This window comes from Kitasatospora sp. NPDC056731 (assembly GCF_040687675.1).
GTDB lineage: Bacteria > Actinomycetota > Actinomycetes > Streptomycetales > Streptomycetaceae > Kitasatospora.
Genome location: NZ_JBFBNR010000004.1, coordinates 70,688 through 92,284, shown reverse-complemented (window position 1 = coordinate 92,284; position 21,597 = coordinate 70,688). Strand labels below are relative to the sequence as shown.

Sequence of the window (21,597 nt, the reverse complement as noted above, 5' to 3'; positions counted from 1 at the left end):
TCTCTACGTGTCCGGAGCTCACGTGTCCAGAGCCCATGTATCCAGCGCCCATGCGGCTAGAGGCGCATGATGCCGGAGGCCAGGCACATGACCGAGCCGAACGCGAGCACCAGGATGACGCCCTTGGGCAGCTTCTGCTTCCAGAACGAGATCACGCCGCCGGCCAGGAAGAGGCCGACGAAGATGAGGGCGAGGGTCGCCTTGCTCACAGTGCACCCTTGGTCGAGGGGAGGATTCCGGCCGCGCGCGGGTCGCGCTCGGCGGCGTAGCGCAGGGCTCGGGCGAGCGCCTTGAACTGGCATTCCACGATGTGGTGGGCGTTGCGCCCGTACGGCACGTGGACGTGCAGGGCGATCTGTGCCTGGGCCACGAAGGATTCCAGGATGTGCCGGGTCATCGTGGTGTCGTACGAGCCGATCATCGGCGCCATGTGCTCGGGCTCGGTGTGCACCAGGTACGGCCGGCCGGAGAGGTCCACGGTGACCTGGGCGAGCGACTCGTCCAGCGGCACCGTGCAGTTGCCGAAGCGGTAGATGCCGACCTTGTCGCCGAGCGCCTGCTTGAAGGCGGCGCCGAGCGCGAGGGCGGTGTCCTCGATGGTGTGGTGGGTGTCGATGTGCAGGTCGCCGTCGGTCTTGACGGTGAGGTCGAAGAGACCGTGGCGGCCGAGCTGGTCGAGCATGTGGTCGTAGAACCCGACGCCCGTGGAGATGTCGGTCTTCCCGGTGCCGTCGAGGTCGATCTCGACCAGGACCGCGGTCTCCTTGGTGGTGCGTTCGACGCGTCCGATGCGGGACATACGGGTTACAGCTCCTTGATCACTGTTCGAACGGCGTCCAGGAAGGCGTCGTTCTCTGCGGGCGTGCCGGCGGTGACGCGCAGCCACCCGGGGACGCCGTTGTCACGGACCAGGACGCCCTGGTCGAGGATGGCCTGCCAGACGGCGTGGGTGTCGGCGAAGCGGCCGAACTGGACGAAGTTGGCGTCCGAGTCGGTGACCTCCAGGCCGAGCCCGCGCAGCGCGTCGACCAGCCGGTCGCGCTCCGCCTTGAGCCGGCCGACGTACCCGAGCAGGGTGTCGGTGTGCTCCAGGCAGGCCAGCGCGGTGGCCTGGGTGACGGACGACAGGTGGTACGGCAGGCGGACCAGCTGCACCGCGTCCACCACGGCCGGGTCGGCGGCCAGGTAGCCCAGGCGCAGCCCGGCCGCGCCGAAGGCCTTGGACATGGTGCGGGAGACCACCAGGTTGGGGCGGCCCTCGATGAGCGGCAGCAGCGAGGCCCGGTGCGAGAACTCGACGTACGCCTCGTCGACGACGACCAGGCTGGGCCCGGCGGCCTGCGCAGCCTCGTACAGCCGCAGCACGGTGTCGGCGGCGACGGCGGTGCCGGTCGGGTTGTTCGGCGAGCAGATGAAGACCACGTTCGGCCGGTGCTCGGCGATCGCGCCGAGGGCGACGTCCAGGTCGATGGTGAAGTCGTCGTTGCGCGGGCCGGAGATCCACTCGGTGCCGGTGCCCCGGGAGATCAGCGCGTGCATCGAGTAGGAGGGCTCGAAGCCGAGCGCGCTGCGGCCGGGGCCGCCGAAGGTCTGCAGCAGCTGCTGGAGCACCTCGTTGGAGCCGTTGGCGGCCCAGACCTGCTGCCGGGTGACGGCGAAGCCGGTGGTCCGGCCGAGGTACGCGGCGAGGCCTTCGCGCAGTTCGACGGCGTCCCGGTCGGGGTAGCGGTTGAGGTTGCGGGCGGCCTCGGCGACGCGTTCGGCGATCCGGGCGACCAGCTCCTCGGGGAGCGGGTACGGGTTCTCGTTGGTGTTCAGCTGGACGGGCACGTCCAGCTGCGGCGCGCCGTACGGGGACTGGCCGCGCAGCTCGTCGCGGATGGGGAGGTCGTCGATCCGAGTCACCCGAGTCGCACCAGCCACCGGAGTCGCACCAGCCTCAGAAGTCACAGGAGTCACAGAAGGAGTCACAGCAGTCACGATCCCGGCACCGTCCAGTCGAAGCGCGCCTTGATCGCGTCGCCGTGCCCGGGCAGGTCCTCGGCGTTGGCGAGGTTGACCACGTGCGCGGCGACGTCGGCGAGCGCGTCCCGGTCGTACTCGACGACCTGGACGCCGCGCAGGAAGGTCTGCACGGACAGGCCGGAGGAGTGGCAGGCGCAGCCGCCGGTGGGCAGCACGTGGTTGGAGCCGGCCGCGTAGTCGCCCAGCGAGACCGGGGTCCAGCGGCCGATGAAGACGGCGCCCGCGTTGACGACCTTGGCGGCCGCCGCGTGCGGGTCCCGGGTCTGGATCTCCAGGTGCTCGGCCGCGTAGGCGTTGACCACGGCGAGGCCCTGCTCCAGGTCGTCGACCAGGATGATCCCGGACTGCCGGCCGCCCAGCGCCTCGGCGACCCGCTCGCTGTGCTTGGTCCTGGCGACCTGGACGGCGAGTTCCGCCTCGACCGCGTCGGCCAGCGCCGGCGAGTCGGTGACGAGCACCGAGCCGGAGGTCGGGCCGTGCTCGGCCTGGCTGATCAGGTCGGCGGCCACGTCGGAGGGCAGCGCGCTGTCGTCGGCGAGGACGGCGATCTCGGTGGGGCCGGCCTCCGAGTCGATGCCGATCCGGCCGGCGAAGAAGCGCTTGGCGGCGGCCACGTAGATGTTGCCGGGGCCGGTGACCATGTTGACCGGCGCGCACTCCTCGGTGCCCAGCGCGAACATCGCCACGGCCTGGGCGCCGCCGACGGAGTACACCTCGTCCACGCCGAGCAGCGCGCAGGCCGCCAGGATGGTCGGGTGGACGCGGCCGTCGAACTCCTTCTGCGGCGGCGAGGTGACGGCGATGCCCTGGACGCCCGCCTCCTGGGCCGGCACCACGTTCATCACCACGGAGGACGGGTAGACGGCCAGCCCGCCCGGCACGTACAGGCCGACGCGCTCCACGGGCACCCAGCGCTGGGTGACGGTGCCGCCCGGCACCACCCGGGTGGTGTGCTCGGTGCGGCGCTGGTCGGTGTGCACGGCGCGGGCCCGGCGGATCGACTCCTCCAGCGCGGCCCGCACCTTCGGGTCCAGCGTCTCCAGGGCCTCGGTCAGCTGCTCGGCCGGGACACGGGTCGACTCCAGCCGGACGCCGTCGAAGCGCTCGGTGATCTCGATCACGGCCGCGACCCCGCGATGGCGTACGTCCTCGGCGATCGGCCGCACCTTCTCCAGGGCGGCCGCCACGTCGAACTCGGCACGGGGCAGCAGGTCACGCGGGTCGTCCAGCGAGCCGCGGAGGTCGATTCGAGAGATCACGCCACCCAGTGTAAGGAGTGGCCGGAACCCCTGGTCCCGCATTTCAGTCCGTGATACGAAAGGCGAGACGACCGGGGGGACGGGGAAAACCATGCTGGAGCACGCTCCGGAGGGCTGGACCGATACGGAGCGTGAGCTCTGGGAGGCCTTCCGTCGCGGCAACGTCTTCGACCGGCGGAGTGGCGACGCCGCCACCGACGACCCGTTCGGGGACGCCGTCTGGGGCCCCGGGCGCACCGTCCGGGCCAGGGTGCTCGCCCATCTGCTGCTGGCCGGCCCGGCCGCCGCCACCGGGCGGGTCGCCTCGCTGCGGCTCAACGGCGTGCTGGTCACCGGCGCGCTCAACCTGGCCGGCGGCGCCATCGGCCACTACGTCGAACTCCGCGAGTGCCGCTTCGAGCGCAAGATCCTCATCTCGGAGGCCTCGGCCTCGACGCTGCGCTTCGTCACCTGCCTGATCCCCCGCCTGGAGGCCTCCCGGCTCACCACCACCGGCGACCTCCACCTGGCCCGCTGCCGGATACCCGAGGGCGTACGGCTCACCGACGCCAAGGTCGGCACCGACCTGCTGCTCAACCAGACCGTCCTGGGCGGCGACCGCTACGGCCGCGCGCTGTCCGCCGACGGCCTGGCCGTCCACCAGGACTTCGAGGCCGAACGCGTGGACGTGCAGGGCGAGTTGAGCCTGCGCACGGCCCGGATAGGCGGCCGGCTGTCGCTGCGCGGCGCCCAGCTGCACGCCGTCCCGCAGAACCGCACCTGCCTCAACGCCGTCCGGCTCACCGTCGGCCACACCCTCTACCTGACCAGCTCCGCCGACGGCGGCTGGTTCGGCTCCCGCAGCTACTACGGCTCCGGCTACGGCCAGAACCCGCCGCCGGGCGCCCCCAGCACCCCGTTCCGCGCCTTCGGCCGGGTCCGGCTCTCCGACGCCCGCTTCGAGAGCGCCTGCCTGATCTCCGGCGAGTTCCACCTGGAGGGTGACGACGAGCTCTCGCTGCGCCGCATCCACACCCCCGAGCTGCGGTTCACCTGCCGGGTCCGCCCCACCGGCACCGTCTCGCTCTCCCGCGCCCGGGTCGGCAACCTCGTCGACACCCCGGACGCCTGGCCGCGCGGGCGCCACCTGGGCCTGACCGGCTTCGTCTACGAGGTGCTGCGCCCGGTCGGGCCCTTCAGCGTCCAGCAGCGGATCGCCTGGCTGGAGGGCTCCTCGGTGGACTTCCAGCCCGAGTCCTACGAGCAGCTCGCCGCCGCCCTGCGCCGCGACGGCGCCGACGACGACGCCCGCGAGGTGCTGTACGCCAAGCAGCGCCGCCGCCACCGGACCCTCCCGCTGCCCGCCCGGATCTGGGGCCGGGTCCAGGACGCCACCGTCGGCTACGGCTACCGCCCCGGCCGGGCCGGCCTGTGGCTGCTGCTCGCCTGGGCGCTGGGCAGCGTCTGGTTCGCCACCCACCCGCTGGAGCCGCTGAAGGCCGACGAGCACCCGCACTGGAACCCGGTGCTGTACACGCTCAGCCAGCTGGTCCCGGTCGTCGAGCTCGGCCAGCAGGGCTGGAACCCCGGGGGCCTCAGCCAGTACGTCACCGCCGGGCTGGTGATCGTCGGCTGGCTGCTCGCCACCACCGTCGTGGCCGGCGCCACCCGCATGCTGCAACGGGGCTGACCGCCCCGGCAGGCCGCCCTCGGGCCCGCCCTCGGGCACAACCCCGACGCGCCGCGACCGCGCGGGGAACTACGCTGTCCGCCGTGACAGAACGGCTCCCGCTCTTCCCGCTGAACAACGTGCTCTACCCGGGCCTCGTGCTGCCCCTGAACGTCTTCGAGGAGCGTTACCGCCGTCTCGTCGCCGACCTGCTCCAACTACCGGCCGACACGCCGCGCCGCTTCGGCGTGCTCGCCATCAAGGACGGCCGCGAGGTCTCCCCGGTCCGCCCTGGCGAAGGCCCGGCCGGGCCGCTCGACGGCCTCGGCACCGCCACCGGGGACCCGCTGGAGGCGATGTTCCACATCGGCTGCGTCGCCGACGTCGCCTCCGTCCAGGAGCAGCCGGACGGCCGCTACGAGCTGCTGGTCACCGGCACCACCCGGTTCCGGCTCCGCTCGGCGGACGTCTCCGGCCCGTACCTGACCGGCGAGGCCGAACTCGTCGAGGAACAGCCCGGCGAAGGCTCCGGCGCCCTCGCCGCCGAGGTCGAGCGGGCCTTCCGGGTCTACCAGAAGCGCCTCGCCGGAGCCCGCGAGGCCAGCACGGTCGGGCGCCAGGAGCTCCCGGACGACCCGCAGGTGCTCTCCTACCTGGTCGCCGCCGCCTCGGTGTTCGAGACCCCGGTCAAGCAGCAGCTGCTGGCCTGCCCCGACACCGCCCAGCGGCTGCGCACCGAACTCGACCTGCTGCGCCGCGAGAGCTCCGTGCTCAGCTGGCTGCCGTCGCTGCCCGCCGTCGACCTCACCCGCCAGTCGTTCAGCCCCAACTGATCCGGGAAGCCCGCACGCTGACCCGGAGAACCCGCACGCTGACCCGGGAAGCCCGCATGCTGATCCGGAAAACCCGCACGGCGAAGAAGGAGCCCCACATGGCGAAGAAGCCGAAGAAGGGCGGGCAGGGCACCCCCGCCACCGTCGCCCTGGAGACCGCCGCCGTCCCGTTCACCGTGCACGCCTACGAGCACGACCCGGCCGCCGCCTCCTACGGCGGCGAGGCCGCCGAGGTCCTGGGCGTCGCCGCCGAGCGGGTCTTCAAGACCCTGGTCGCCGACGTGGACGGCGTGCTCACCGTCGGCGTGGTCCCGGTCGCCGGGCAGCTCGACCTCAAGGCGCTCGCCGCCGCCGTCGGCGGCAAGCGCGCCGCCATGGCCGACCCGGCGGCCGCCGAGCGCAGCAGCGGTTACGTCCTCGGCGGCATCTCCCCGCTCGGCCAGCGCCGCCCGCTGCGGACCGTGGTCGACGCCAGCGCGCTCACCCACCCCACCGTCTACGTCTCCGGCGGGCGCCGCGGCCTGGAGGTCGAACTCGCCCCGGCCGACCTGGTCACCCTGACCGGCGCCCGCACCGCACCGATCGCCCGCTGACCCCGGGCGCGGGCCCACCCGCGGGTGGGCCCGGGCCTACGCGGTCAGCCCTGCCCGCGCTCCCCCGGCCGAGCAGCGTCGTCCGCCCGCACGGCGTCCTGCGGAGGCCGCGCCGCGCCGTCCGCCCACACAGCGCCGTCCGCGGGGGCCTGCGGCGCAGCCGCCCCGTACGGCCCGGCCCAGTACGGCGGCGGGTCCTCCTCGCGCTTGCCGAACGCCGCCGACAGCGCCAGCAGCACCACCATCGCCGCCATCGGCCACACCAGCAGCGCCCCCAGCGCGCCGAGGTCGATGCTCGCGTCGAAGTGCCCGCCGTTGCCGACCCGCCGGGCTTCGGCGATCAGGTCGTTGCTGGGGCCGAGCCACCGGCCGAGCCGCCAGGCGCCGACCGAGCCGAGCAGTCCGCCGGCCATCAGTCCGAGCGCGACCGCGATGCCGCCGCCGCGCTGCCGGGTGGCCAGGAAGGCCCCGAGCGCGGTCAGGAGGCCGGCGCCGAGCGCGATCAGGGCGAAGACCGCGTCGGCCCCCGCCCGCTGTTCGCCTTCGGGGTCGGCGTAGAGGATGCGGTCGCCGTCGACGACCAGCGGCACCTTGGGCGCGAGCCAGACCCACAGCCCTGCCATCACCAGTCCGACCGCGATGCAGGCCAGTACCGTGCCCGCGCCGAGCCGCAGCTCGGGCAGCAGCCGCTCCTTGAGCGTGGGGCCCGGCGACTGCGCGACCGCGAGGCCGGCCGGCGGCGGGGTCCCGGCGTCGAGGGCGGGCGGCGGCGCGTACGGATCGGGGGTGATGTCCGGCACCGCGTCCGCGGCGGCGCGGGTGGGGTCCGGAGGCGTGTTCGGTACGGTCACAGGCCCCATCGTTTCACGATCGCGGCCGGGACGAGCCGCCGCCCGTGCCTCCCGGAGCCGGACCCCGGGCGACCCCCGGGACGCCCCCTACCGGGAGACGGCCCGCCGGTAGGCCCAGGTGGCGATCGCCAGCGACACCACGCCGACGCCCGCGCAGACGGCGAGGTCGCCCGCGATCAGCGCCCAGTCCGGGTCGGGTTCGAAGGTCCGGGCGAAAGCCTCGACACCGTACGTGGAGGGCAGCAGGTCGCGCAGCCACAGGACGGGCTGCGGGAGGTGGTCGACGGGCAGCACGCCGAGCAGCAGCGCCGCCGACATGCCGAGCTGCCCGAGCATGGTGGCGATCTCCTGGCGGGGCGCGAGCAGCCCGCAGGCGGCCCCGAGCCCGGACAGGGCGGCTCCGGCGAGCGGGACGACGGCCAGCAGCACCCACAGCTGCCCGAGCGGCAGCCCGAACATCACGGCGCCGAAGGCCGCGGTGAGGACCGTCCCGGGCAGCGTGAACGAGGCGTAGGCGGCGGCCGCGCCGAGCACCACGGAGGCGGCGGGTACGGGCAGCGTCGCGTAGTGGTCGAGTCCGCCGGTGGCCCGCAGCTTCCCGAAGTACTGGGCGAGCAGGTTGAGGGCGACGAACGCCACCACCAGCACGCTGGACCCGGCGACCACGGACCGCGCGGCCGAGGTCTGCCCGGCGTCCACCACTCCGCGCATCATCACGAGGATGCCGACGGACTGGAAGGTGGCGACGAACAGCAGCGGGATCCGCGCCACCCGGGCCCGGGCGAGCTGGGCCCGGTAGACGGCGGCGAGGGCGGGCAGCAGCCGGGCCGCGGGGGCGAGCGGGGCGGGGGTGCCGCCGGTCGCGGGGGCGGTGGCCTGCGGCGGCACCGAGAGCAGCGTCACTTGGCCAGTCCTCCGTGGCGGCCCCCGAGCTTGAGGTAGGCGTCCTCAAGGCTCGGGGTGGCGAGGGTGAAGTCGTCGAGGGCGGCGAAGGCCGGGCCGGTGGTGACGGCGGCGACCAGTTCGCGGGCCTGTTCGGGGGTGGTGCGGACGGTCCAGCGGCGGCCGGTGCGTTCGGCCCGTTCGGCGAGTGCGGCGACGGCGGGGACGGTGAGCGGCGCCTCGTCCCGCCAGACCAGGTCGAGCCGGACGTCACCGTCGACGAGGGCCTTGAGCCCGCCGGGGGTGTCGCAGGCGATGACCCGCCCGTCGTCGATGACGGCGACCCGGTCGAGCACGGTCTCGGCCTCGATGACGTTGTGGGTGACGAGCAGGACGGTGGCGCCGCGTTCGGTGCGGCGCCGGTCGACGGCGGTCCAGACGGCCCGCCGGGCGACGGGGTCCATGCCGGTGGTGGGTTCGTCGAGGACGAGCAGCGGCCGTTCCCCGACGAGGGCGGCGGCGACGCAGGCGAGCCGGCGCTGGCCGCCGGAGAGCTTGGCGAGCGGCCGCTGGGCGAGGGGTTCGAGCCCGAGTTCGGTGAGGACGTCGGCGGCTTCGGCGCGGGCCTGGGCCCGGGTGAGGCCGCGCAGCCGTCCGGTGGTCTCGGCGGCGAGCGCGACGGTCAGTTCGTCGAGGGCGCTGGATTCCTGGCCGAGGTAGCCGAGCAGCCGGGCGGCCCGTTCGGGGTGGCGGACGATGTCGTGGCCGAGGAGTTCGACGGATCCGGAGTCCGGCCGCAGCAGGCCGGTGAGCTGGCGGACGAGGGTGGACTTGCCGGCCCCGTTGGGTCCGAGCAGCCCGAAGATCTCGCCCTGGCGGACGGTGAGGCTGATTCCGTCGTTGGCCCGGATCTCGGTGGCGCCGCCTCCGCGCCCGGTGCGGTAGGTCCTGACGAGGTCGCGCACGGCGACGCACGGCGGGGTGTTCTGGGGTACTCGCCCTGCCGACTCGGTCACGACCGAAGACTTTACGCGTTCGCACGGGCGAACCGGACAAGGGGGCCTGATCACCGAAAACCGGCACGCGGCCCGCCGGGTCCAACCCGGGCCGTGCGCCCGTCAGTCGTCCACGACGACCATCGATCCACCGGGCACCCGCACCGCCAGTTCCTTCCAGAATCCGGCCCGGATGGCGTAGCGGTCGTGTTCGTCGATCTGGTCGTCCTTGTGCGCGAGCAGTCCGAAGCGGGCGGCGTAGCGGAGGAGTTCGCCGTCGACCCGGTGCGGGATACGGGGGTAGTCGGGCCAGAGCACGGTGAGCCGTTCGACGTCGCCCAGCCGGTCGCTCCAGCGGCGGGCGAAGACCTGGCCGACTTCGTGGGCGTCGCCGCCGATGGAGGTGATGTCCTCCTCGCGGTCGGCCCAGCGCTGTTCGGCGGTGGTGAGGTGGGCGAGGGTGGGGAGGCTGTCGCCGGCGGTGACGGCGGGTTCGGGGGCGGGGCGGTCGACCCAGCCGCGGTCGGAGGACCAGCGCAGGACGGGGCCGACGGCCTGCCCGTTGGTGCCGTGCCCGTTCGCCTGCCCGTTCACGAACCCGTTGGCGCCGTGCCCGTTGACGAGCCCGTTGCCGCCGTGCCCGTTCGCGAGTCCGGTGCCGCCGTGCCCGTTGACGGCCGGGGCGACGACGGGGGTGCGCCCGGCGAGGTCCTTGGGGGTGGGGACGACCTTGAGCGCGGCGGCCGGCTGGGGCCGCCCCGCCCCTGGAACGGCCCCGACGGCGGAGGCCCCGAGGGCAGCGGGCACGGCGGCAGCGGGCACGGCGGCCGGGGCGACGGCGGCCGGCTGGACGACCGGGGGCGCCACGACCGGCGCCGCGGCGGGTGCCACCACGGGCGGGGCGACGGGCGGGGCGGCGAGGATCTTGGCGATCTCCTGGCGGGCGCCGGGCGCCGGGAAGACGTTGGCGTTGTCCCGGAGGCTGAAGGAGCCCTCGATCCACTCGCGGTCGAGCACTCTTCGCTCGTCGGCCTCGCCGACCAGGTCCTCGGACTGGTTGAAGTCGCCGTCCGCGGCCTGGAGCGCCCACAGGTGGACGGCCACGCCGTGTTCCTTGGCGGTCATCATGCCGGGCAGCAGGTCGCCGTCGCCGGTGATCAGGACGACGTCGGCGCAGGCCCGGTTGCGGGCGAGTTCGGAGAGTTCGGCGTGCATGGCGGCGTCCACGCCCTTCTGCACCCAGCGCCCTTCGGCGCGGGTGAGGGCGCCGAGCCGCACGGTGACGCGGGGCAGGACGCGCAGCCGGCGGTGTTCGGGCATCGGGCGCCGGTCCGGGGCGGCGTCGAACCAGTAGATGCGCAGCAGCGGAAGTCCGGTCTCGGCTTCGGCGCGTTCGCGCAGCGCGGTGATCAGCGCGGTGTGGTCGACGGTGACTCTGGAACGGGATGGGTCACCGGCGAGCAGGCTGGCGGCGGCGCCCAGCAGGTATCCGGCATCCACCAGGACGACACAGCGGTCCATCGCGCACCTCTTTCCACTCGCCCTCGTGTGGGGGTCGGGCCGGGTGGGCGCGGATCCGCCCGTCGTCCGGACGTGGTGGGGTGAGGGGCCCCCGTGGCCGCCCGAGCGTTGGGTCACCTTTTCCCCCTGGTTCGCGCGCCGAACCTCGACGGATGTCGCGGTACCGCAACGGCAAGCCCAACGGAACGCAAAGGCGGGCCCCGTTCAACGACGGGGCCCGCCCTTGGTCACGCCGGGGAGTGCGAGCGGGCGCGGGCCGACGGTGCGAGCGCCCGCGGCCCGGCGGGGCCGGGTGTCAGCCCTTGAGCTCGGCGGCGACCAGCTCGGCCAGCTGGACGGCGTTGAGCGCGGCGCCCTTGCGCAGGTTGTCGTTGGACACGAACAGCGACAGGCCGTGCTCGACGGTCTCGTCGGCCCGGATGCGGCCGACGTAGCTCGGGTCCCGGCCGGCGGCCTGGAGCGGGGTGGGGATGTCGGACAGCTCGACGCCGGGGGCGGCGGCGAGCAGTTCGGCGGCGCGCTCGGGGCTGATCGGGCGCTCGAAGCGGGCGTTGATCTGGAGCGAGTGGCCGGAGAAGACCGGGACGCGCACGCAGGTGCCGGCGACCTTGAGGTCCGGGATGCCGAGGATCTTGCGGCTCTCGTGGCGGAGCTTCTGCTCCTCGTCGGTCTCGTTGGAGCCGTCCTCGACGATGGAGCCGGCCAGCGGCACCACGTTGAAGGCGATCGGGCGCTGGTAGACCTTGGGCTCGGGGAACTCGACGGCGGAGCCGTCGTGGGCGAGCGCGGCGGCGCCGTCGACGACCTTGGCGGCCTGGTCCTGGAGTTCGGCCACGCCGGCCACACCGCTGCCGGAGACGGCCTGGTAGGTGGAGACGACGAGCGCGGCGAGGCCGGCCTCCTCGTGCAGCGGGCGCAGCACGGGCATGGCGGCCATGGTGGTGCAGTTCGGGTTGGCGATGATGCCCTTGGGCCGGTCGGCGATGGCGCCGGGGTTGACCTCGGAGACGACCAGCGGGACGTCGGGGTCGCGGCGCCAGGCGGAGGAGTTGTCGATGACGACGGCGCCGGCCGCGGCGGCCTTGGGGGCGAGGGCCTTGGAGGTGGAGCCGCCGGCCGAGAAGATCACGATGTCCAGGCCCGTGTAGTCGGCCGTGGACGCGTCCTCGACGGTGACCTCGGTGCCCTGCCACGGCAGGGTGCGTCCGGCCGAGCGGGCCGAGGCGAACAGCCGCAGCTGCTCGACCGGGAAGCTGCGCTCCGCCAGGATCTCGCGGACCACTGCGCCGACCTGGCCGGTGGCCCCGACAATGCCGATCTTCATTCCGACTACTCCTCTGGATGGTGCTGTCTACAGCCGCACTCTGCCCATCATGCCTTGTCACGCGGGTGCGGCGGCCTGGTGTTCCACGCTATGAGAGAGGGCTAGTGGTCCAGACCACTCACCAGCTTCAGCGCCGCCTCGACCTCCGCCCCGCCGGCCGGCAGCAGCGGCAGCCGGACGTCCGGGGTGGGGATCCGGCCCTGGGCGTGCAGCACGCCCTTGATCACCGTCGGGTTCGGCGCGGCGAAGGCGGCCAGCGCCAGCCCGGTGAGCCGGTGCCCGAGCGCCCGGGCCCGGGCGGCGTCCCCGGCCTGCCAGGCCTGCGTCAGCTCGACGAACCGGGCGGTGGCCAGATGGGCGGAGGCGAGGATGCCGCCGGCCGCGCCGAGCGCCAGCAGCGGCGACAGGAAGGCGTCCTCCCCGGTCAGCACCGCGAAGTCGGCGGGGGCGGCGGCGAGCAGTTCCACCGCCGTCTGGTCCACTCCCCCGGTCGCGTACTTGACGCCCACCACGCCGTCCAGCGCGGCGAGTTCGAGCAGCGCGGCGGCGGACAGCTGCTGCCCGGTGCGGTACGGGATGTGGTAGACGACCAGCGGCAGCGGGCTGCTCGCGGCGAGCGCCCGGAAGTGCGCGACCGTCCCGGCCTCGCCCGGCCGCAGGAACGCCGGGACGGTGACCAGCGCGGCCGCGGCCTGCGGCACCCGCTCGCCGAGCGCGGCCAGCGACTCGGCGGTGGAGCGGGTGTCGCCGCCGTGCGCGCCGACGGTCAGGAGGGCCCCGCGGGCGGCGCAGGCGGCCGCGGCGGTCTCGACCACGGCCCAGCGCTCGTCCTCGCTCAGCGCGGCGGGCTCGCCGGTGGTCCCGAGGGCGACCAGCCCGGCCGCACCGGCCTCCAGCAGCTCGGCGGCGAGCACGGCGAGGGCGTCCAGCGCGACCGTGCCGTCCGCGGCGAAGGGCGTGATCAGGGGGACGTGGATGCCGGTGAGTTCCATGGCCACGATCCTGCGGCCCGCCGATCACCCAGGTCCAGTTCACATTCGTGATGCTTCTCGTAAGCTGAGCCGATGCTCGACGTCCGACGCCTGCGCCTGCTGCGCGAACTCGCCCACCTCGGCACCATCGCCGCCGTCGCCGAGGCGCTCTCCTTCAGCCCTTCGGCGGTGTCCCAGCAGCTGTCCGTCCTGGAGAAGGAGGCGGGCGTCCCGCTGCTGGAGCGGACCGGGCGGCGGGTCGCGCTCACTCCGGCCGGGCGCAACCTCGTCCGGCACGCCGAGGCGGTGCTCGCCCTGCTGGAGCAGGCGGGCGCCGAACTCGCCCACGCCCGGCGGGGGTTGGCCGGCCCGCTGCGGATCGGCACCTATCCGTCGGCGGCCCGCGCGATCATCCCGGCGGTGCTGGGCGAGCTGGCCGCCTGGCACCCGGGCCTGGAGCCGATGGTCACCGAGGTGGATCCGGCGGGCGTCGCGGCGGCGCTGCGCGCGGGCGAGCTGGACGTCGCGCTGGTCCACGAGTACGACCTGGTCCCGGCCGATCCGGAGCCGGGCCTGGCGGTGACCCGTCCGGTGTTCACCGAGCCGATGTACCTGGCGGCCCGAGCCCCGGGCACGGTCGCCGAGCAGCGCGGCGCGCCGTGGATCATGGCACCGCCGGGCACGCTCTGCCACAGCATGGCCGTCCGGGCCTGCGAGGCCGCCGGCTTCGCGCCCCGGATCCGGCACCAGATCGACGACTTCGCGACCGTCCTGGCCCTGGTCGCGGCCGGCCAGGGCGTGGCCCTGGTCCCTCAGCTGGGCGCCGCGCAGCCCCCGCCCGGCGTGGTCCTCACCCGGCTGCCGATGTACCGCCGCACCCGGGCCGCCTTCCGCGCGGGCGCCGGCTCCCACCCGGCCATCTCGGCCTTCGTCTCCGCCCTGCACACGGCCGTCCCCCCGGGCCTGGGCGGGCACAGCTGATCCCCCCGGGGCCCGCCCCAGGGGGATCAGCGCCGAATCCGGATCAGCCCGCCAGGCAGCTCGGCCCGAGCAGCTGCTTGAGGTCCCCGAACAGCGCCGGGTCCGACTTCACCCGGTGCCGGTCCAGCCGCAGCACGGTCGTCTTGTTCCGGCTCTCCAGCCGCACCCGGACCTCCGTGGTGCCCCGGTGGCTGCCCAGCACCTCGCCGAGCCGGGCGATCAGCGGCGGGGTGATCTTCACGCTCGGGATGTTGATGATGATCGGCGCCTCGGCGTGCGCGTTCGACAGGTCCGGGACGGTCAGCTCCATCCCCATCAGTCGCGGCACGTCCTCCCGCTTGTCCAGCTTGCCGCGCACGAACACCACGGCGTCCTCGACGAGTTGGGCCGAGACCAGCTGGTAGCTGGCGGGGAAGAACATGCAGTCGATCGAGCCCGCGAGGTCCTCGACGGTCGCGATCGCCCAGGCGTTGCCCTGCTTGGTCATCTTGCGCTGGAGGCCCGAGATGATGCCGCCGATGGTGACGATGGTGCCGTCGGGCCGTTCGGCGAGGTCGGCCACCGCGCAGTCGGCCTTGTCGGCGAGCACGTGCTCGATGCCGTGCAGCGGGTGCGAGGAGACGTACAGGCCGAGCATCTCGCGCTCCTGGGTGAGCAGGAAGGACTTCTCCCACTCCTCCTCGGAGAAGACGACGTCGAGGCCGAAGCTGGGCTCGTCGGAGACGGCGTCCCCGCCGAACAGGTCGAACTGGCCCTCGGCCTCCTTGCGCTTGACCCCGACGACGTTGTCGATCATCGGCTCGAACTGCGCGCTGAGGCCCTTGCGGGTGTGCCCGAGCGAGTCGAAGGAGCCCGCCTTGATCAGCGATTCGACGGTCCGCTTGTTGCAGACCACCGACTCCACCTTGTCGAGGAAGTCCGGGAAGGAGCTGAACTTCCCCTTCGACTTGCGGGTGCGGATCATCGAGTCGACGACCGGGCCGCCGACGTTGCGGATCGCGGTGAGGCCGAACCGGACGAGCGTGTCACCGTGCGGGGTGAAGTCCGAGTCCGACTCGTTGACGTCCGGCGGCAGCACCTGGATGCCCATCTTGCGGCACTCGTTGAGGTAGATCGCCGACTTGTCCTTGTCGTCCTTGACGGACGTCAGCAGGCCGGACATGTACTCGGCCGGGAAGTTCGCCTTGAGGTAGGCCGTCCAGTACGAGACCAGCCCGTACCCGGCGGTGTGCGCCTTGTTGAACGCGTAGCCGGAGAAGGGGACCAGGACGTCCCACACCGCCTGGATCGCCGCGTCCGAGTAGCCGTGGTCCCGGCAGCCCTTCTGGAAGGGCACGAACTCGGCCTCCAGGATCTCCTTCTTCTTCTTGCCCATGGCCCGGCGCAGCAGGTCGGCCTGGCCGAGCGAGTAGCCGGCGAGGATCTGGGCGGCCTTCTGCACCTGCTCCTGGTAGACGATCAGGCCGTACGTCGGCTTGAGGATCTCCTCCAGGGGCTTTTCCAGCTCCGGGTGGATCGGGGTGATGTCCTGCTGGCCGTTCTTGCGCAGCGCGTAGTTGGTGTGCGAGTTGACGCCCATCGGGCCCGGTCGGTACAGCGCGAGGACGGCGGAGATGTCTTCGAAGTTGTCGGGCTTCATCAGGCGCAGCAGCGAGCGCATGGGGCCGCCGTCGAGCTGGAAGACGCCGAGCGTGTCGCCGCGTGCCAGCAGTTCGTAGGTCGGCTTGTCGTCCAGGGGCAGATCAAGCAGGTTGATCTTGATGCCCTTGTTCTTCTCGATCGCCTTGACGGCGTCGTCCATGATCGTCAGGTTGCGCAGGCCGAGGAAGTCCATCTTGAGAAGGCCGAGGCCCTCGCAGGTGGGGTAGTCGAACTGCGTGATGGTGACGCCGTCGGTGTGCCGGGTCCAGACCGGGATGTGGTCGGTCAGCGGCTCGGCGGACATGATGACGCCGGCCGCGTGCACGCCGGGCTGGCGGATCAGGCCCTCGATGCCGCGCGCGGTGTCGATGACCTTCTTCACGTCCGGGTCGCTCTCGTACAGCCCCCGGATCTCACCGGCCTCGCTGTAGCGCGGGTGGCTGCTGTCCGTGATGCCGGACAGCGGGATGCCCTTGCCCATCACGTCCGGCGGCATCGCCTTGGTGATCCGGTCGCCCATCGCGTACGGGTAGCCGAGGACGCGCGAGGAGTCCTTGATGGCGGCCTTCGCCTTGATGGTGCCGTACGTGACGATCATGGCGACCTTGTCGGATCCCCACTTCTCGGTCACGTACCGGATCACGTCACCGCGCCGGCGCTCGTCGAAGTCGATGTCGACATCGGGCATGGAGATGCGCTCGGGGTTGAGGAAGCGCTCGAAGATCAGCCCGTGCGGGATGGGGTCGAGGTCGGTGATGCCCATCGCGTACGCGACCAGCGAGCCGGCCGCCGAACCACGGCCGGGGCCCACCGCGATGCCCTGCTCCTTGGCCCACATGATGAAGTCGGCGACCACGAGGAAGTACGCCGGGAACCCCATCTGGATGATGGTGTCCATCTCGTACTCGGCGAGCTTCTTGTGCTCCTCGTCGTACCCGCCCGGGAAGCGCCAGTCCATGCCCTTCCACACCTGGGACTTGAAGAAGTCCGCCTCGGACTCGAAGCCCTCCGGGATCGGGAAGCGCGGCATGAGGTTGCGGAACTTGAACATGCCCTCGGTGTCGACCCGGGAGGCGACGAGCAGCTGGCTGTTGCGGCAGCCCTCCTGCCAGGCGTCCGAGGAGTCCAGGGCGTACATCTCGGCGGCCGACTTGATGTAGTAACCGGTGCCGTCGAAGCGGAAGCGGTCCGGGTCCGAGAGGTTCTTGCCGGTCTGCACGCAGAGCAGCAGGTCGTGCGCCCCGGCGTCGGCCTCGGTGGTGTAGTGCGAGTCGTTGGTGACGACCGGGGGGATGTTCAGCTTCTTGCTGATCTCCAGTAGCCCGTCGCGGACCCGCTTCTCGATGTCGAGACCGTGGTCCATCAGCTCCAGGAAGTAGTTCTCCTTGCCGAAGATGTCCTGGTAGTCGGCGGCCGACTTCACCGCCTCGTCGAACTGGCCCAGGCGAAGCCGGGTCTGCACCTCGCCGGACGGGCAGCCGGTGGTGGCCATCAGGCCGCCGGACAGGTCGGAGATCAGCTCCTTGTCCATCCGGGGCCACTTCACCAGCCAGCCCTCGGCGTACGAGCGCGAGGTCAGCTTGAAGAGGTTGTGCAGGCCCTCCTTGTTACGGGCCCAGATGGTCTTGTGGGTGTAGGCGCCGGAGGCGGAGACGTCGTCCCGCTTCTGGTGCGGCTGGCCCCACAGGATGCGCTTGGTGTTGGAGCGGGACTCCGGCGCGACGTACGCCTCGATGCCGATCACCGGGGTGATCCCGGCGGCGGTCGCCTGCTTGTGGAACTCGGCGGCGCCGTACATGTTCCCGTGGTCGGTCATCGCGACGTGGGTCTGGCCCAGCCGCTCGACCTCCTTGAACATCTGCTTCAGCCGGGCGGCACCGTCCAGCATCGAGTACTCGGTGTGGACGTGCAGATGCGCGAACGGCTGATCGCTCAAGGCGGGGCCTCCGGAGGCGAGTGCGGGTCTGGTGGGCCGGCGAACGCGCAGGTACGCGCAGGTCACGGAAGGTGCCTGGAAACGGATGTGGCCCGGACCACCTCGTGGGGTCCGGACCATCACTCACACGTTCACGCGTCTACTCTAGCTCCCCTTCGGAGCCGGCTCCCTCCGGCTCGGAGCCTCCCGAGCTCAGCCCGGCGAGTCGCGCCCCGGCGGCCTCGCGGACCTCCGCCTGCTCCATCGGATCGTCCCGCAGGTGGGCGAGGCGTTCCCGGACGTGGGGGCGGTCGGGGGCGTGCGCGACGGCCGGCAGGCGTGCGTCGGCCTCGCAGTCCCAGAGGCACTCGGTGTACACCTCGGCCAGCCCGGCGGGGGCGACGGCGGCCAGTGCCTCCAGGTAGGCGGGGCGCTCGGAGGAGTGCGGCGTCCACAGCCAGAAGCGGCGCAGCAGCGACGCGGCCCCGGCGGCTTCGGGGCCGAACCGGGCCAGGCCCCGGGCGGTGTGCATCGGGCCACACCAGGCACGGGCCGCCCAGTCCTGCTCCAGTACGGCGAGCAGTGCTGCGACGTCCTTCTCCTCGCCGCGCCGGGACAGCAGTGCGCGCGGGCTCGCGCTGTCCCGCTCGGGGGCCGGGTCCGTCGAGCCGCAGGGGCCACGCCGCTGGCGCACGTCCTGCCCGGCCGCCGGGTCCTCCTCGCGGACGTGGGTACGGAGTGCTTCCCGGGCCTCGGCGGAGCCGCCGAGCGCCAGCAGCTCCAGGACTCCGGTGGCCCGCAGGCAGGTGTCCTCGTCCCCGGTCAGCAGGTCGACGATCGGTCCGACCGGCAGTTCCAGGTCCCGGACGAGCCGCGCCAGGTAGAGGTGCCGGTCGTCCGCCTGCCGATCCCAGCGCCAGTCCCAGCGGATGCACCCGTAGACCAGGTCGGCGGCTGCCGCCGGGTCCTCCGCCGCCATCTGCGCGCCCAGGCCCCGGCCGCGCTGCAACAGCCCGGGCAGGGTGCCTGCCGGGGCGTACTCGTATCTCCGCTGTGCCACGGGCCCAATCGTCCCTTAGCCCCCGACGGCTGGGCGGCGGGGGCTGGGAGGTGGGGGGCTGGGGGTCAGGTGTCCTCGTCGGGCGGGGTCGCGCGGAGGGCGGTGATGACGCCCAGGGCGACGGTGGCGATCGCGAGCGCGAGGAGGACGGCGAAGGCGGTGGCGATCAGGAAACGCACGAGTCGTCGCCTCGCTCGGCGGCGAGGAGGAGGGAGAGGAGGTTGAGGAGGGTGGAGGCGGGGGCGGCGTTGAAGCGGACGAGGATGCGGCCGTCGATGGTCTTGTCGGTGGTGGCCGAGGGCCAGATCAGGCCGAACCTCCGGCCACGCTCCTGGACTTCGGCGAGGAGCGTGTGGATGTGGTCGTCGGTGTAGTGCCGGATCCGGGGGTCGGTCGGCAGCATGGGGCGACGACGCGGGAGCGGGAAGGACATCAGGCGGCGTCCAGCTCGAACCAGACCATTTTGCCGCGTTCCTGGGGGTCCACGCCCCAGCGGTGGGTGAGGCCTTCGATGAGCTGGAGGCCCCGGCCGGACTGGGCGAGGGGCGCCGGCGCTTGCTTCTTGGGGAGGTCCGGGCTCTCGTCACTGACGGACACCCGGAGGGTGGGGCCGACGGCGAGGATGAGGACGAGCGGCGCGGGGGTGCCGCCGTGCCGCCAGGCGTTCACGAGCAGTTCCACGAGCGCGAGTTCGGCGTCGTCGGTGACCGAGGGCAGGTACCCGCAACGACCCATCGCGTCCCGGAGGGACTGGCGGGCGATGGCGAGGGAGGGCGTGTTGAGGTGACGCATGGGAGTTCTCCCGAGGCGTGATGGTGAGGGAGGAACCGGCGGGCATGCCGCCGAAAGCCCGGCAATAGGGCTTTATTGACGATCCGTCGGATCGCCATGACATCGACCATAGCGCAGCCTGACTTCAATTGAAGGCGATCTGATCCAGGTTCCCTCTTCCGTGCGAAGCGCGGCAGACTGGTCCCAAGCGCCCCATCGAGAGGACACCATGCCGCTTCGCCGCGAACCGACCCTGCGCCAACGTCGGCTGGGGGCAGAAATGCGAAAGATGCGAGAGCGGGCAGGACTCGGCGGCAGTCAACTCGCTCGTGAGCTCGGCTTGGCGCCAACTCAGGTGACACAGATGGAGAACGGCAAGATCGGCGTCAGCGCCGAACGGCTGCGCACGGTCGCCGAAGCCTGCGGCTGCTCCAACACGCCGCTCATCGATGCCCTCGCCGAGATAGCTGTCGAACGAGGAAAAGGCTGGTGGGAGAAGTATCGCGGCGCCCTGTCCATCGACTTCCTGGAGATCGCAGAGCTTGAGGCAAGCGCACACAGGATCTCGACATGGGCCACGACCTACATCCCCGGACTGCAACAGACCGAGGCCTACGCGGCTGCGGTGTTCTCCCGGTTTGCTCCGTCCATCCCCAACCATGACCTCGACGCCAGGACCGCATTCCGCATGCAGCGGCAACAGGAGGTCCGACTGCGCGGGGCGCCCTACGTCTCCTTCATCCACGAGGCAGCCCTGCGAATGCAGTTCGGGGGACCTCGGGTTCTCGCCGATCAGCTCGCCAGCCTCAACAAGGACTCACTGTCTGGCAGGCTCTCGGTCCGCGTCGTGCCTTTCGACCTCGACACCTTCCCCGGCGGAGGCGAGAACATCATGTTCGTCGAAGGCCCCGTGCCTGAGCTCGCCACGCTCCAGATGGATACTGCGGTGGGAGTGATGTTCTTCGACTCCCCGGCAGGCCTGGCCCGCCATCGAGCAGTATTCGAGCACCTGGACACCGTCGCGCTCGCCGAGGCCGAGTCACGGGAGTTCATCCAATCCGTTGAGGATGAAATGCGAGGCAAGTATGCGTGACTCCGAGTGGCAGAAGTCCAGCTTCAGCGGGGCTTCTAACGAGTGCGTGGAGGTCCGCACAGCCAACGGGACGGTCGAACTCCGCGAGTCCGACGAGGGCCACCTCACCATCCCCACCACCCCCACCAACTTCGCCGCCTTCCTCCAGGCCGCCAAGGCCGGCGAGTTCGACCACCACGCCTAGACACCCCACAGCGCAGGAAGTCGGCCAGCCCGACTTCCTGCGCCAAACAACCGACGGGACCCCAGATGGCTAACACCAAGTGGCAGAAGTCGTCCTTCAGCGGATCCGGTGGCGACTGCGTGGAGATCCGCACCGCCGACGGCCTGGTCGAACTCCGCGAGTCCGACCAGGGCCACCTCACCCTCCCCACCACCCCCACCAACTTCGCCACCTTCCTCCAAGCCGCCAAAACCGGCGAATTCGACCACCACGCCCAGCACTCCAGCCGCAGTTCGTGATCACGCTGGCGCTGCGGGAATCTCCGCTCAATGATGTAACGGCGGATCAGCTCGCCCTGAGCGCAGCCCTTGGGTAGTGCCCGTGGCGCCACCATGGCTGCATGGTCGTTGTCCGGCGGTGTGCTGGGCTGGCGCCGGTTGCGCCGCAGGCCGCGGGGTCTCAAGGCGCCTGGCATACTCAGGCCGTGATGGATGTCGAGGAGTTCTGGGCCCTGATAGGCGAGGCGTGCGCCGAGGTTGACGCGCTGGAACTGGACTTCGACGATCGGCGCGACGCGATCGAGCACGCGTGCCAGGAACGGCTTGTGAGCCGCATGCCTGCCGAGATCATCCAGTTTTCCCTGCGCTTGTGGCAGTTGCGCGACCATGCCTACCGGTACGACCTGTGGGCGGCGGCGTTCCTCATCGAAGGCTGGTGGTCCGACGACGCGTTTATGGACTTCCGCGACGGCCTCATCTCGCTTGGCCGACACTGGTACGAGCGCGCGCTCGCGGATCCGGACTCTCTCGCTGACCATCCGGCGGTGCGGGATGGCGGGGACGTGCTCATCGGGAACGAAGACTTCAGCCGGGTGGCCCACCGGGCCTACCAACGTCTCACCGGTGAGCCGGACGGGCTCGACGAGGCGCTGGGGGCTTCCCCAGAAGCTGGCCCGCTCAGCGCCATGATCGAGCCGACCGGAGCTCGGTGGGACGTCACCGACGACGATGAGATGCGCCGCCGCCTGCCACGCCTCGCCGGAATCTTTCTGGACTAACTGATCGTTTCAGA

The 21,597-nt window shown here is 72.1% G+C and carries 22 protein-coding genes; 8 read left to right on the top strand and 14 right to left on the bottom strand.

What is annotated here, in order from left to right:
* Nucleotides 1-56: 56 nt before the first annotated feature.
* The 4 genes from AB0R04_RS05855 to hisD all read right to left on the bottom strand — a co-directional run bounded on the left by AB0R04_RS05855 (nucleotide 57) and on the right by hisD (nucleotide 3,284).
* Nucleotides 57-209, bottom strand: a complete 153-nt coding sequence (locus AB0R04_RS05855; protein WP_167745856.1) for a hypothetical protein — start codon at nucleotides 207-209, stop codon at nucleotides 57-59.
* Entirely contained in the window at nucleotides 206-799 is a 594-nt protein-coding gene (hisB, locus tag AB0R04_RS05850) for an imidazoleglycerol-phosphate dehydratase HisB (protein WP_030239805.1), read from the bottom strand. Before hisB ends, AB0R04_RS05855 begins: the two co-directional genes overlap by 4 nt.
* A gap of 5 nt (nucleotides 800-804) precedes the next feature.
* On the bottom strand, nucleotides 805-1,905 hold the full coding sequence (locus tag AB0R04_RS05845) for a histidinol-phosphate transaminase (protein ID WP_363368513.1): 1,101 nt from the start codon (nucleotides 1,903-1,905) through the stop codon (nucleotides 805-807).
* A gap of 71 nt (nucleotides 1,906-1,976) precedes the next feature.
* Complete coding sequence (hisD, locus tag AB0R04_RS05840; protein WP_363368511.1) at nucleotides 1,977-3,284, bottom strand: histidinol dehydrogenase; 1,308 nt, start codon at nucleotides 3,282-3,284, stop codon at nucleotides 1,977-1,979.
* A gap of 91 nt (nucleotides 3,285-3,375) precedes the next feature.
* Here hisD and AB0R04_RS05835 point away from each other — a divergent pair, with 91 nt between their 5' ends.
* The 3 genes from AB0R04_RS05835 to ybaK all read left to right on the top strand — a co-directional run bounded on the left by AB0R04_RS05835 (nucleotide 3,376) and on the right by ybaK (nucleotide 6,358).
* The gene (locus AB0R04_RS05835) at nucleotides 3,376-4,953 is read left to right on the top strand and encodes an oxidoreductase (protein ID WP_363368509.1); all 1,578 of its coding nucleotides are present in this window, start codon (nucleotides 3,376-3,378) and stop codon (nucleotides 4,951-4,953) included.
* 83 nt (nucleotides 4,954-5,036) lie between these two features.
* Nucleotides 5,037-5,765: an LON peptidase substrate-binding domain-containing protein gene (locus AB0R04_RS05830; RefSeq protein ID WP_363368507.1), complete on the top strand. Its 729-nt coding sequence runs from the start codon at nucleotides 5,037-5,039 to the stop codon at nucleotides 5,763-5,765.
* A 98-nt stretch (nucleotides 5,766-5,863) separates the two neighbouring features.
* Nucleotides 5,864-6,358, top strand: a complete 495-nt coding sequence (gene ybaK / locus AB0R04_RS05825; RefSeq protein WP_063347187.1) for a Cys-tRNA(Pro) deacylase — start codon at nucleotides 5,864-5,866, stop codon at nucleotides 6,356-6,358.
* Between the two features lie 44 nt (nucleotides 6,359-6,402).
* Here the strand turns inward: ybaK and AB0R04_RS05820 are convergent, their stop codons facing one another.
* The 6 genes from AB0R04_RS05820 to AB0R04_RS05795 all read right to left on the bottom strand — a co-directional run bounded on the left by AB0R04_RS05820 (nucleotide 6,403) and on the right by AB0R04_RS05795 (nucleotide 12,923).
* On the bottom strand, nucleotides 6,403-7,209 hold the full coding sequence (locus tag AB0R04_RS05820) for a hypothetical protein (RefSeq protein ID WP_363368505.1): 807 nt from the start codon (nucleotides 7,207-7,209) through the stop codon (nucleotides 6,403-6,405).
* 87 nt (nucleotides 7,210-7,296) lie between these two features.
* Complete coding sequence (locus AB0R04_RS05815; RefSeq protein ID WP_063347189.1) at nucleotides 7,297-8,112, bottom strand: ABC transporter permease; 816 nt, start codon at nucleotides 8,110-8,112, stop codon at nucleotides 7,297-7,299.
* Nucleotides 8,109-9,107 (bottom strand): ABC transporter ATP-binding protein, encoded by a 999-nt coding sequence (locus AB0R04_RS05810; protein WP_363368503.1) that lies wholly within the window; start codon nucleotides 9,105-9,107, stop codon nucleotides 8,109-8,111. Before AB0R04_RS05810 ends, AB0R04_RS05815 begins: the two co-directional genes overlap by 4 nt.
* A 102-nt stretch (nucleotides 9,108-9,209) precedes the next feature.
* The gene (locus AB0R04_RS05805; RefSeq protein ID WP_363368501.1) at nucleotides 9,210-10,607 is read right to left on the bottom strand and encodes an NYN domain-containing protein; all 1,398 of its coding nucleotides are present in this window, start codon (nucleotides 10,605-10,607) and stop codon (nucleotides 9,210-9,212) included.
* Nucleotides 10,608-10,902: 295 nt separating this feature from the next.
* Complete coding sequence (locus AB0R04_RS05800; protein ID WP_363368499.1) at nucleotides 10,903-11,931, bottom strand: aspartate-semialdehyde dehydrogenase; 1,029 nt, start codon at nucleotides 11,929-11,931, stop codon at nucleotides 10,903-10,905.
* Between the two features lie 101 nt (nucleotides 11,932-12,032).
* The gene (locus AB0R04_RS05795; protein ID WP_363368497.1) at nucleotides 12,033-12,923 is read right to left on the bottom strand and encodes a dihydrodipicolinate synthase family protein; all 891 of its coding nucleotides are present in this window, start codon (nucleotides 12,921-12,923) and stop codon (nucleotides 12,033-12,035) included.
* Between the two features lie 72 nt (nucleotides 12,924-12,995).
* Between AB0R04_RS05795 and AB0R04_RS05790 the strand changes: the two genes are divergently transcribed.
* The gene (locus tag AB0R04_RS05790) at nucleotides 12,996-13,883 is read left to right on the top strand and encodes a LysR family transcriptional regulator (RefSeq protein WP_363368495.1); all 888 of its coding nucleotides are present in this window, start codon (nucleotides 12,996-12,998) and stop codon (nucleotides 13,881-13,883) included.
* Between the two features lie 43 nt (nucleotides 13,884-13,926).
* Here AB0R04_RS05790 and dnaE read toward each other — a convergent pair whose 3' ends face one another.
* From dnaE to AB0R04_RS05770, 4 genes are all read right to left on the bottom strand, one after another.
* Nucleotides 13,927-17,460, bottom strand: a complete 3,534-nt coding sequence (gene dnaE / locus AB0R04_RS05785; RefSeq protein WP_363368493.1) for a DNA polymerase III subunit alpha — start codon at nucleotides 17,458-17,460, stop codon at nucleotides 13,927-13,929.
* Between the two features lie 139 nt (nucleotides 17,461-17,599).
* Nucleotides 17,600-18,499 carry a hypothetical protein gene (locus AB0R04_RS05780; protein WP_363368491.1) on the bottom strand — a complete coding sequence of 300 codons (900 nt, stop codon included), beginning with the start codon at nucleotides 18,497-18,499 and terminating at the stop codon, nucleotides 17,600-17,602.
* Nucleotides 18,500-18,665: 166 nt separating this feature from the next.
* On the bottom strand, nucleotides 18,666-18,932 hold the full coding sequence (locus AB0R04_RS05775; RefSeq protein WP_159398403.1) for a hypothetical protein: 267 nt from the start codon (nucleotides 18,930-18,932) through the stop codon (nucleotides 18,666-18,668).
* Nucleotides 18,932-19,291, bottom strand: a complete 360-nt coding sequence (locus tag AB0R04_RS05770) for an ATP-binding protein (protein WP_063347198.1) — start codon at nucleotides 19,289-19,291, stop codon at nucleotides 18,932-18,934. Before AB0R04_RS05770 ends, AB0R04_RS05775 begins: the two co-directional genes overlap by 1 nt.
* A 208-nt stretch (nucleotides 19,292-19,499) precedes the next feature.
* Between AB0R04_RS05770 and AB0R04_RS05765 the strand changes: the two genes are divergently transcribed.
* From AB0R04_RS05765 to AB0R04_RS05750, 4 genes are all read left to right on the top strand, one after another.
* A complete protein-coding gene (locus AB0R04_RS05765) occupies nucleotides 19,500-20,363 on the top strand; it encodes a helix-turn-helix transcriptional regulator (protein ID WP_363368488.1) in 864 nt (287 codons plus the stop codon).
* On the top strand, nucleotides 20,356-20,547 hold the full coding sequence (locus AB0R04_RS05760) for a DUF397 domain-containing protein (RefSeq protein ID WP_363368486.1): 192 nt from the start codon (nucleotides 20,356-20,358) through the stop codon (nucleotides 20,545-20,547). Before AB0R04_RS05765 ends, AB0R04_RS05760 begins: the two co-directional genes overlap by 8 nt.
* A 65-nt stretch (nucleotides 20,548-20,612) precedes the next feature.
* Nucleotides 20,613-20,825, top strand: a complete 213-nt coding sequence (locus tag AB0R04_RS05755) for a DUF397 domain-containing protein (protein ID WP_363368484.1) — start codon at nucleotides 20,613-20,615, stop codon at nucleotides 20,823-20,825.
* A gap of 188 nt (nucleotides 20,826-21,013) precedes the next feature.
* On the top strand, nucleotides 21,014-21,583 hold the full coding sequence (locus AB0R04_RS05750) for a DUF4240 domain-containing protein (protein WP_363368763.1): 570 nt from the start codon (nucleotides 21,014-21,016) through the stop codon (nucleotides 21,581-21,583).
* Nucleotides 21,584-21,597: the final 14 nt, after the last annotated feature.

Bases quoted from the DNA above. Each gene is read 5' to 3' on its own strand.
- AB0R04_RS05765 (WP_363368488.1), top strand. From the start codon at position 19,500: ATGCCGCTTCGCCGCGAACCGACCCTGCGCCAACGTCGGCTGGGGGCA.
- AB0R04_RS05795 (WP_363368497.1), bottom strand. From the start codon at position 12,923: ATGGAACTCACCGGCATCCACGTCCCCCTGATCACGCCCTTCGCCGCG.
- AB0R04_RS05750 (WP_363368763.1), top strand. From the start codon at position 21,014: ATGGATGTCGAGGAGTTCTGGGCCCTGATAGGCGAGGCGTGCGCCGAG.
- AB0R04_RS05835 (WP_363368509.1), top strand. From the start codon at position 3,376: ATGCTGGAGCACGCTCCGGAGGGCTGGACCGATACGGAGCGTGAGCTC.
- AB0R04_RS05805 (WP_363368501.1), bottom strand. From the start codon at position 10,607: ATGGACCGCTGTGTCGTCCTGGTGGATGCCGGATACCTGCTGGGCGCC.
- hisB (WP_030239805.1), bottom strand. From the start codon at position 799: ATGTCCCGCATCGGACGCGTCGAACGCACCACCAAGGAGACCGCGGTC.
- ybaK (WP_063347187.1), top strand. From the start codon at position 5,864: ATGGCGAAGAAGCCGAAGAAGGGCGGGCAGGGCACCCCCGCCACCGTC.
- AB0R04_RS05760 (WP_363368486.1), top strand. From the start codon at position 20,356: ATGCGTGACTCCGAGTGGCAGAAGTCCAGCTTCAGCGGGGCTTCTAAC.
- AB0R04_RS05775 (WP_159398403.1), bottom strand. From the start codon at position 18,932: ATGTCCTTCCCGCTCCCGCGTCGTCGCCCCATGCTGCCGACCGACCCC.
- AB0R04_RS05800 (WP_363368499.1), bottom strand. From the start codon at position 11,931: ATGAAGATCGGCATTGTCGGGGCCACCGGCCAGGTCGGCGCAGTGGTC.
- AB0R04_RS05770 (WP_063347198.1), bottom strand. From the start codon at position 19,291: ATGCGTCACCTCAACACGCCCTCCCTCGCCATCGCCCGCCAGTCCCTC.
- AB0R04_RS05790 (WP_363368495.1), top strand. From the start codon at position 12,996: ATGCTCGACGTCCGACGCCTGCGCCTGCTGCGCGAACTCGCCCACCTC.
- AB0R04_RS05755 (WP_363368484.1), top strand. From the start codon at position 20,613: ATGGCTAACACCAAGTGGCAGAAGTCGTCCTTCAGCGGATCCGGTGGC.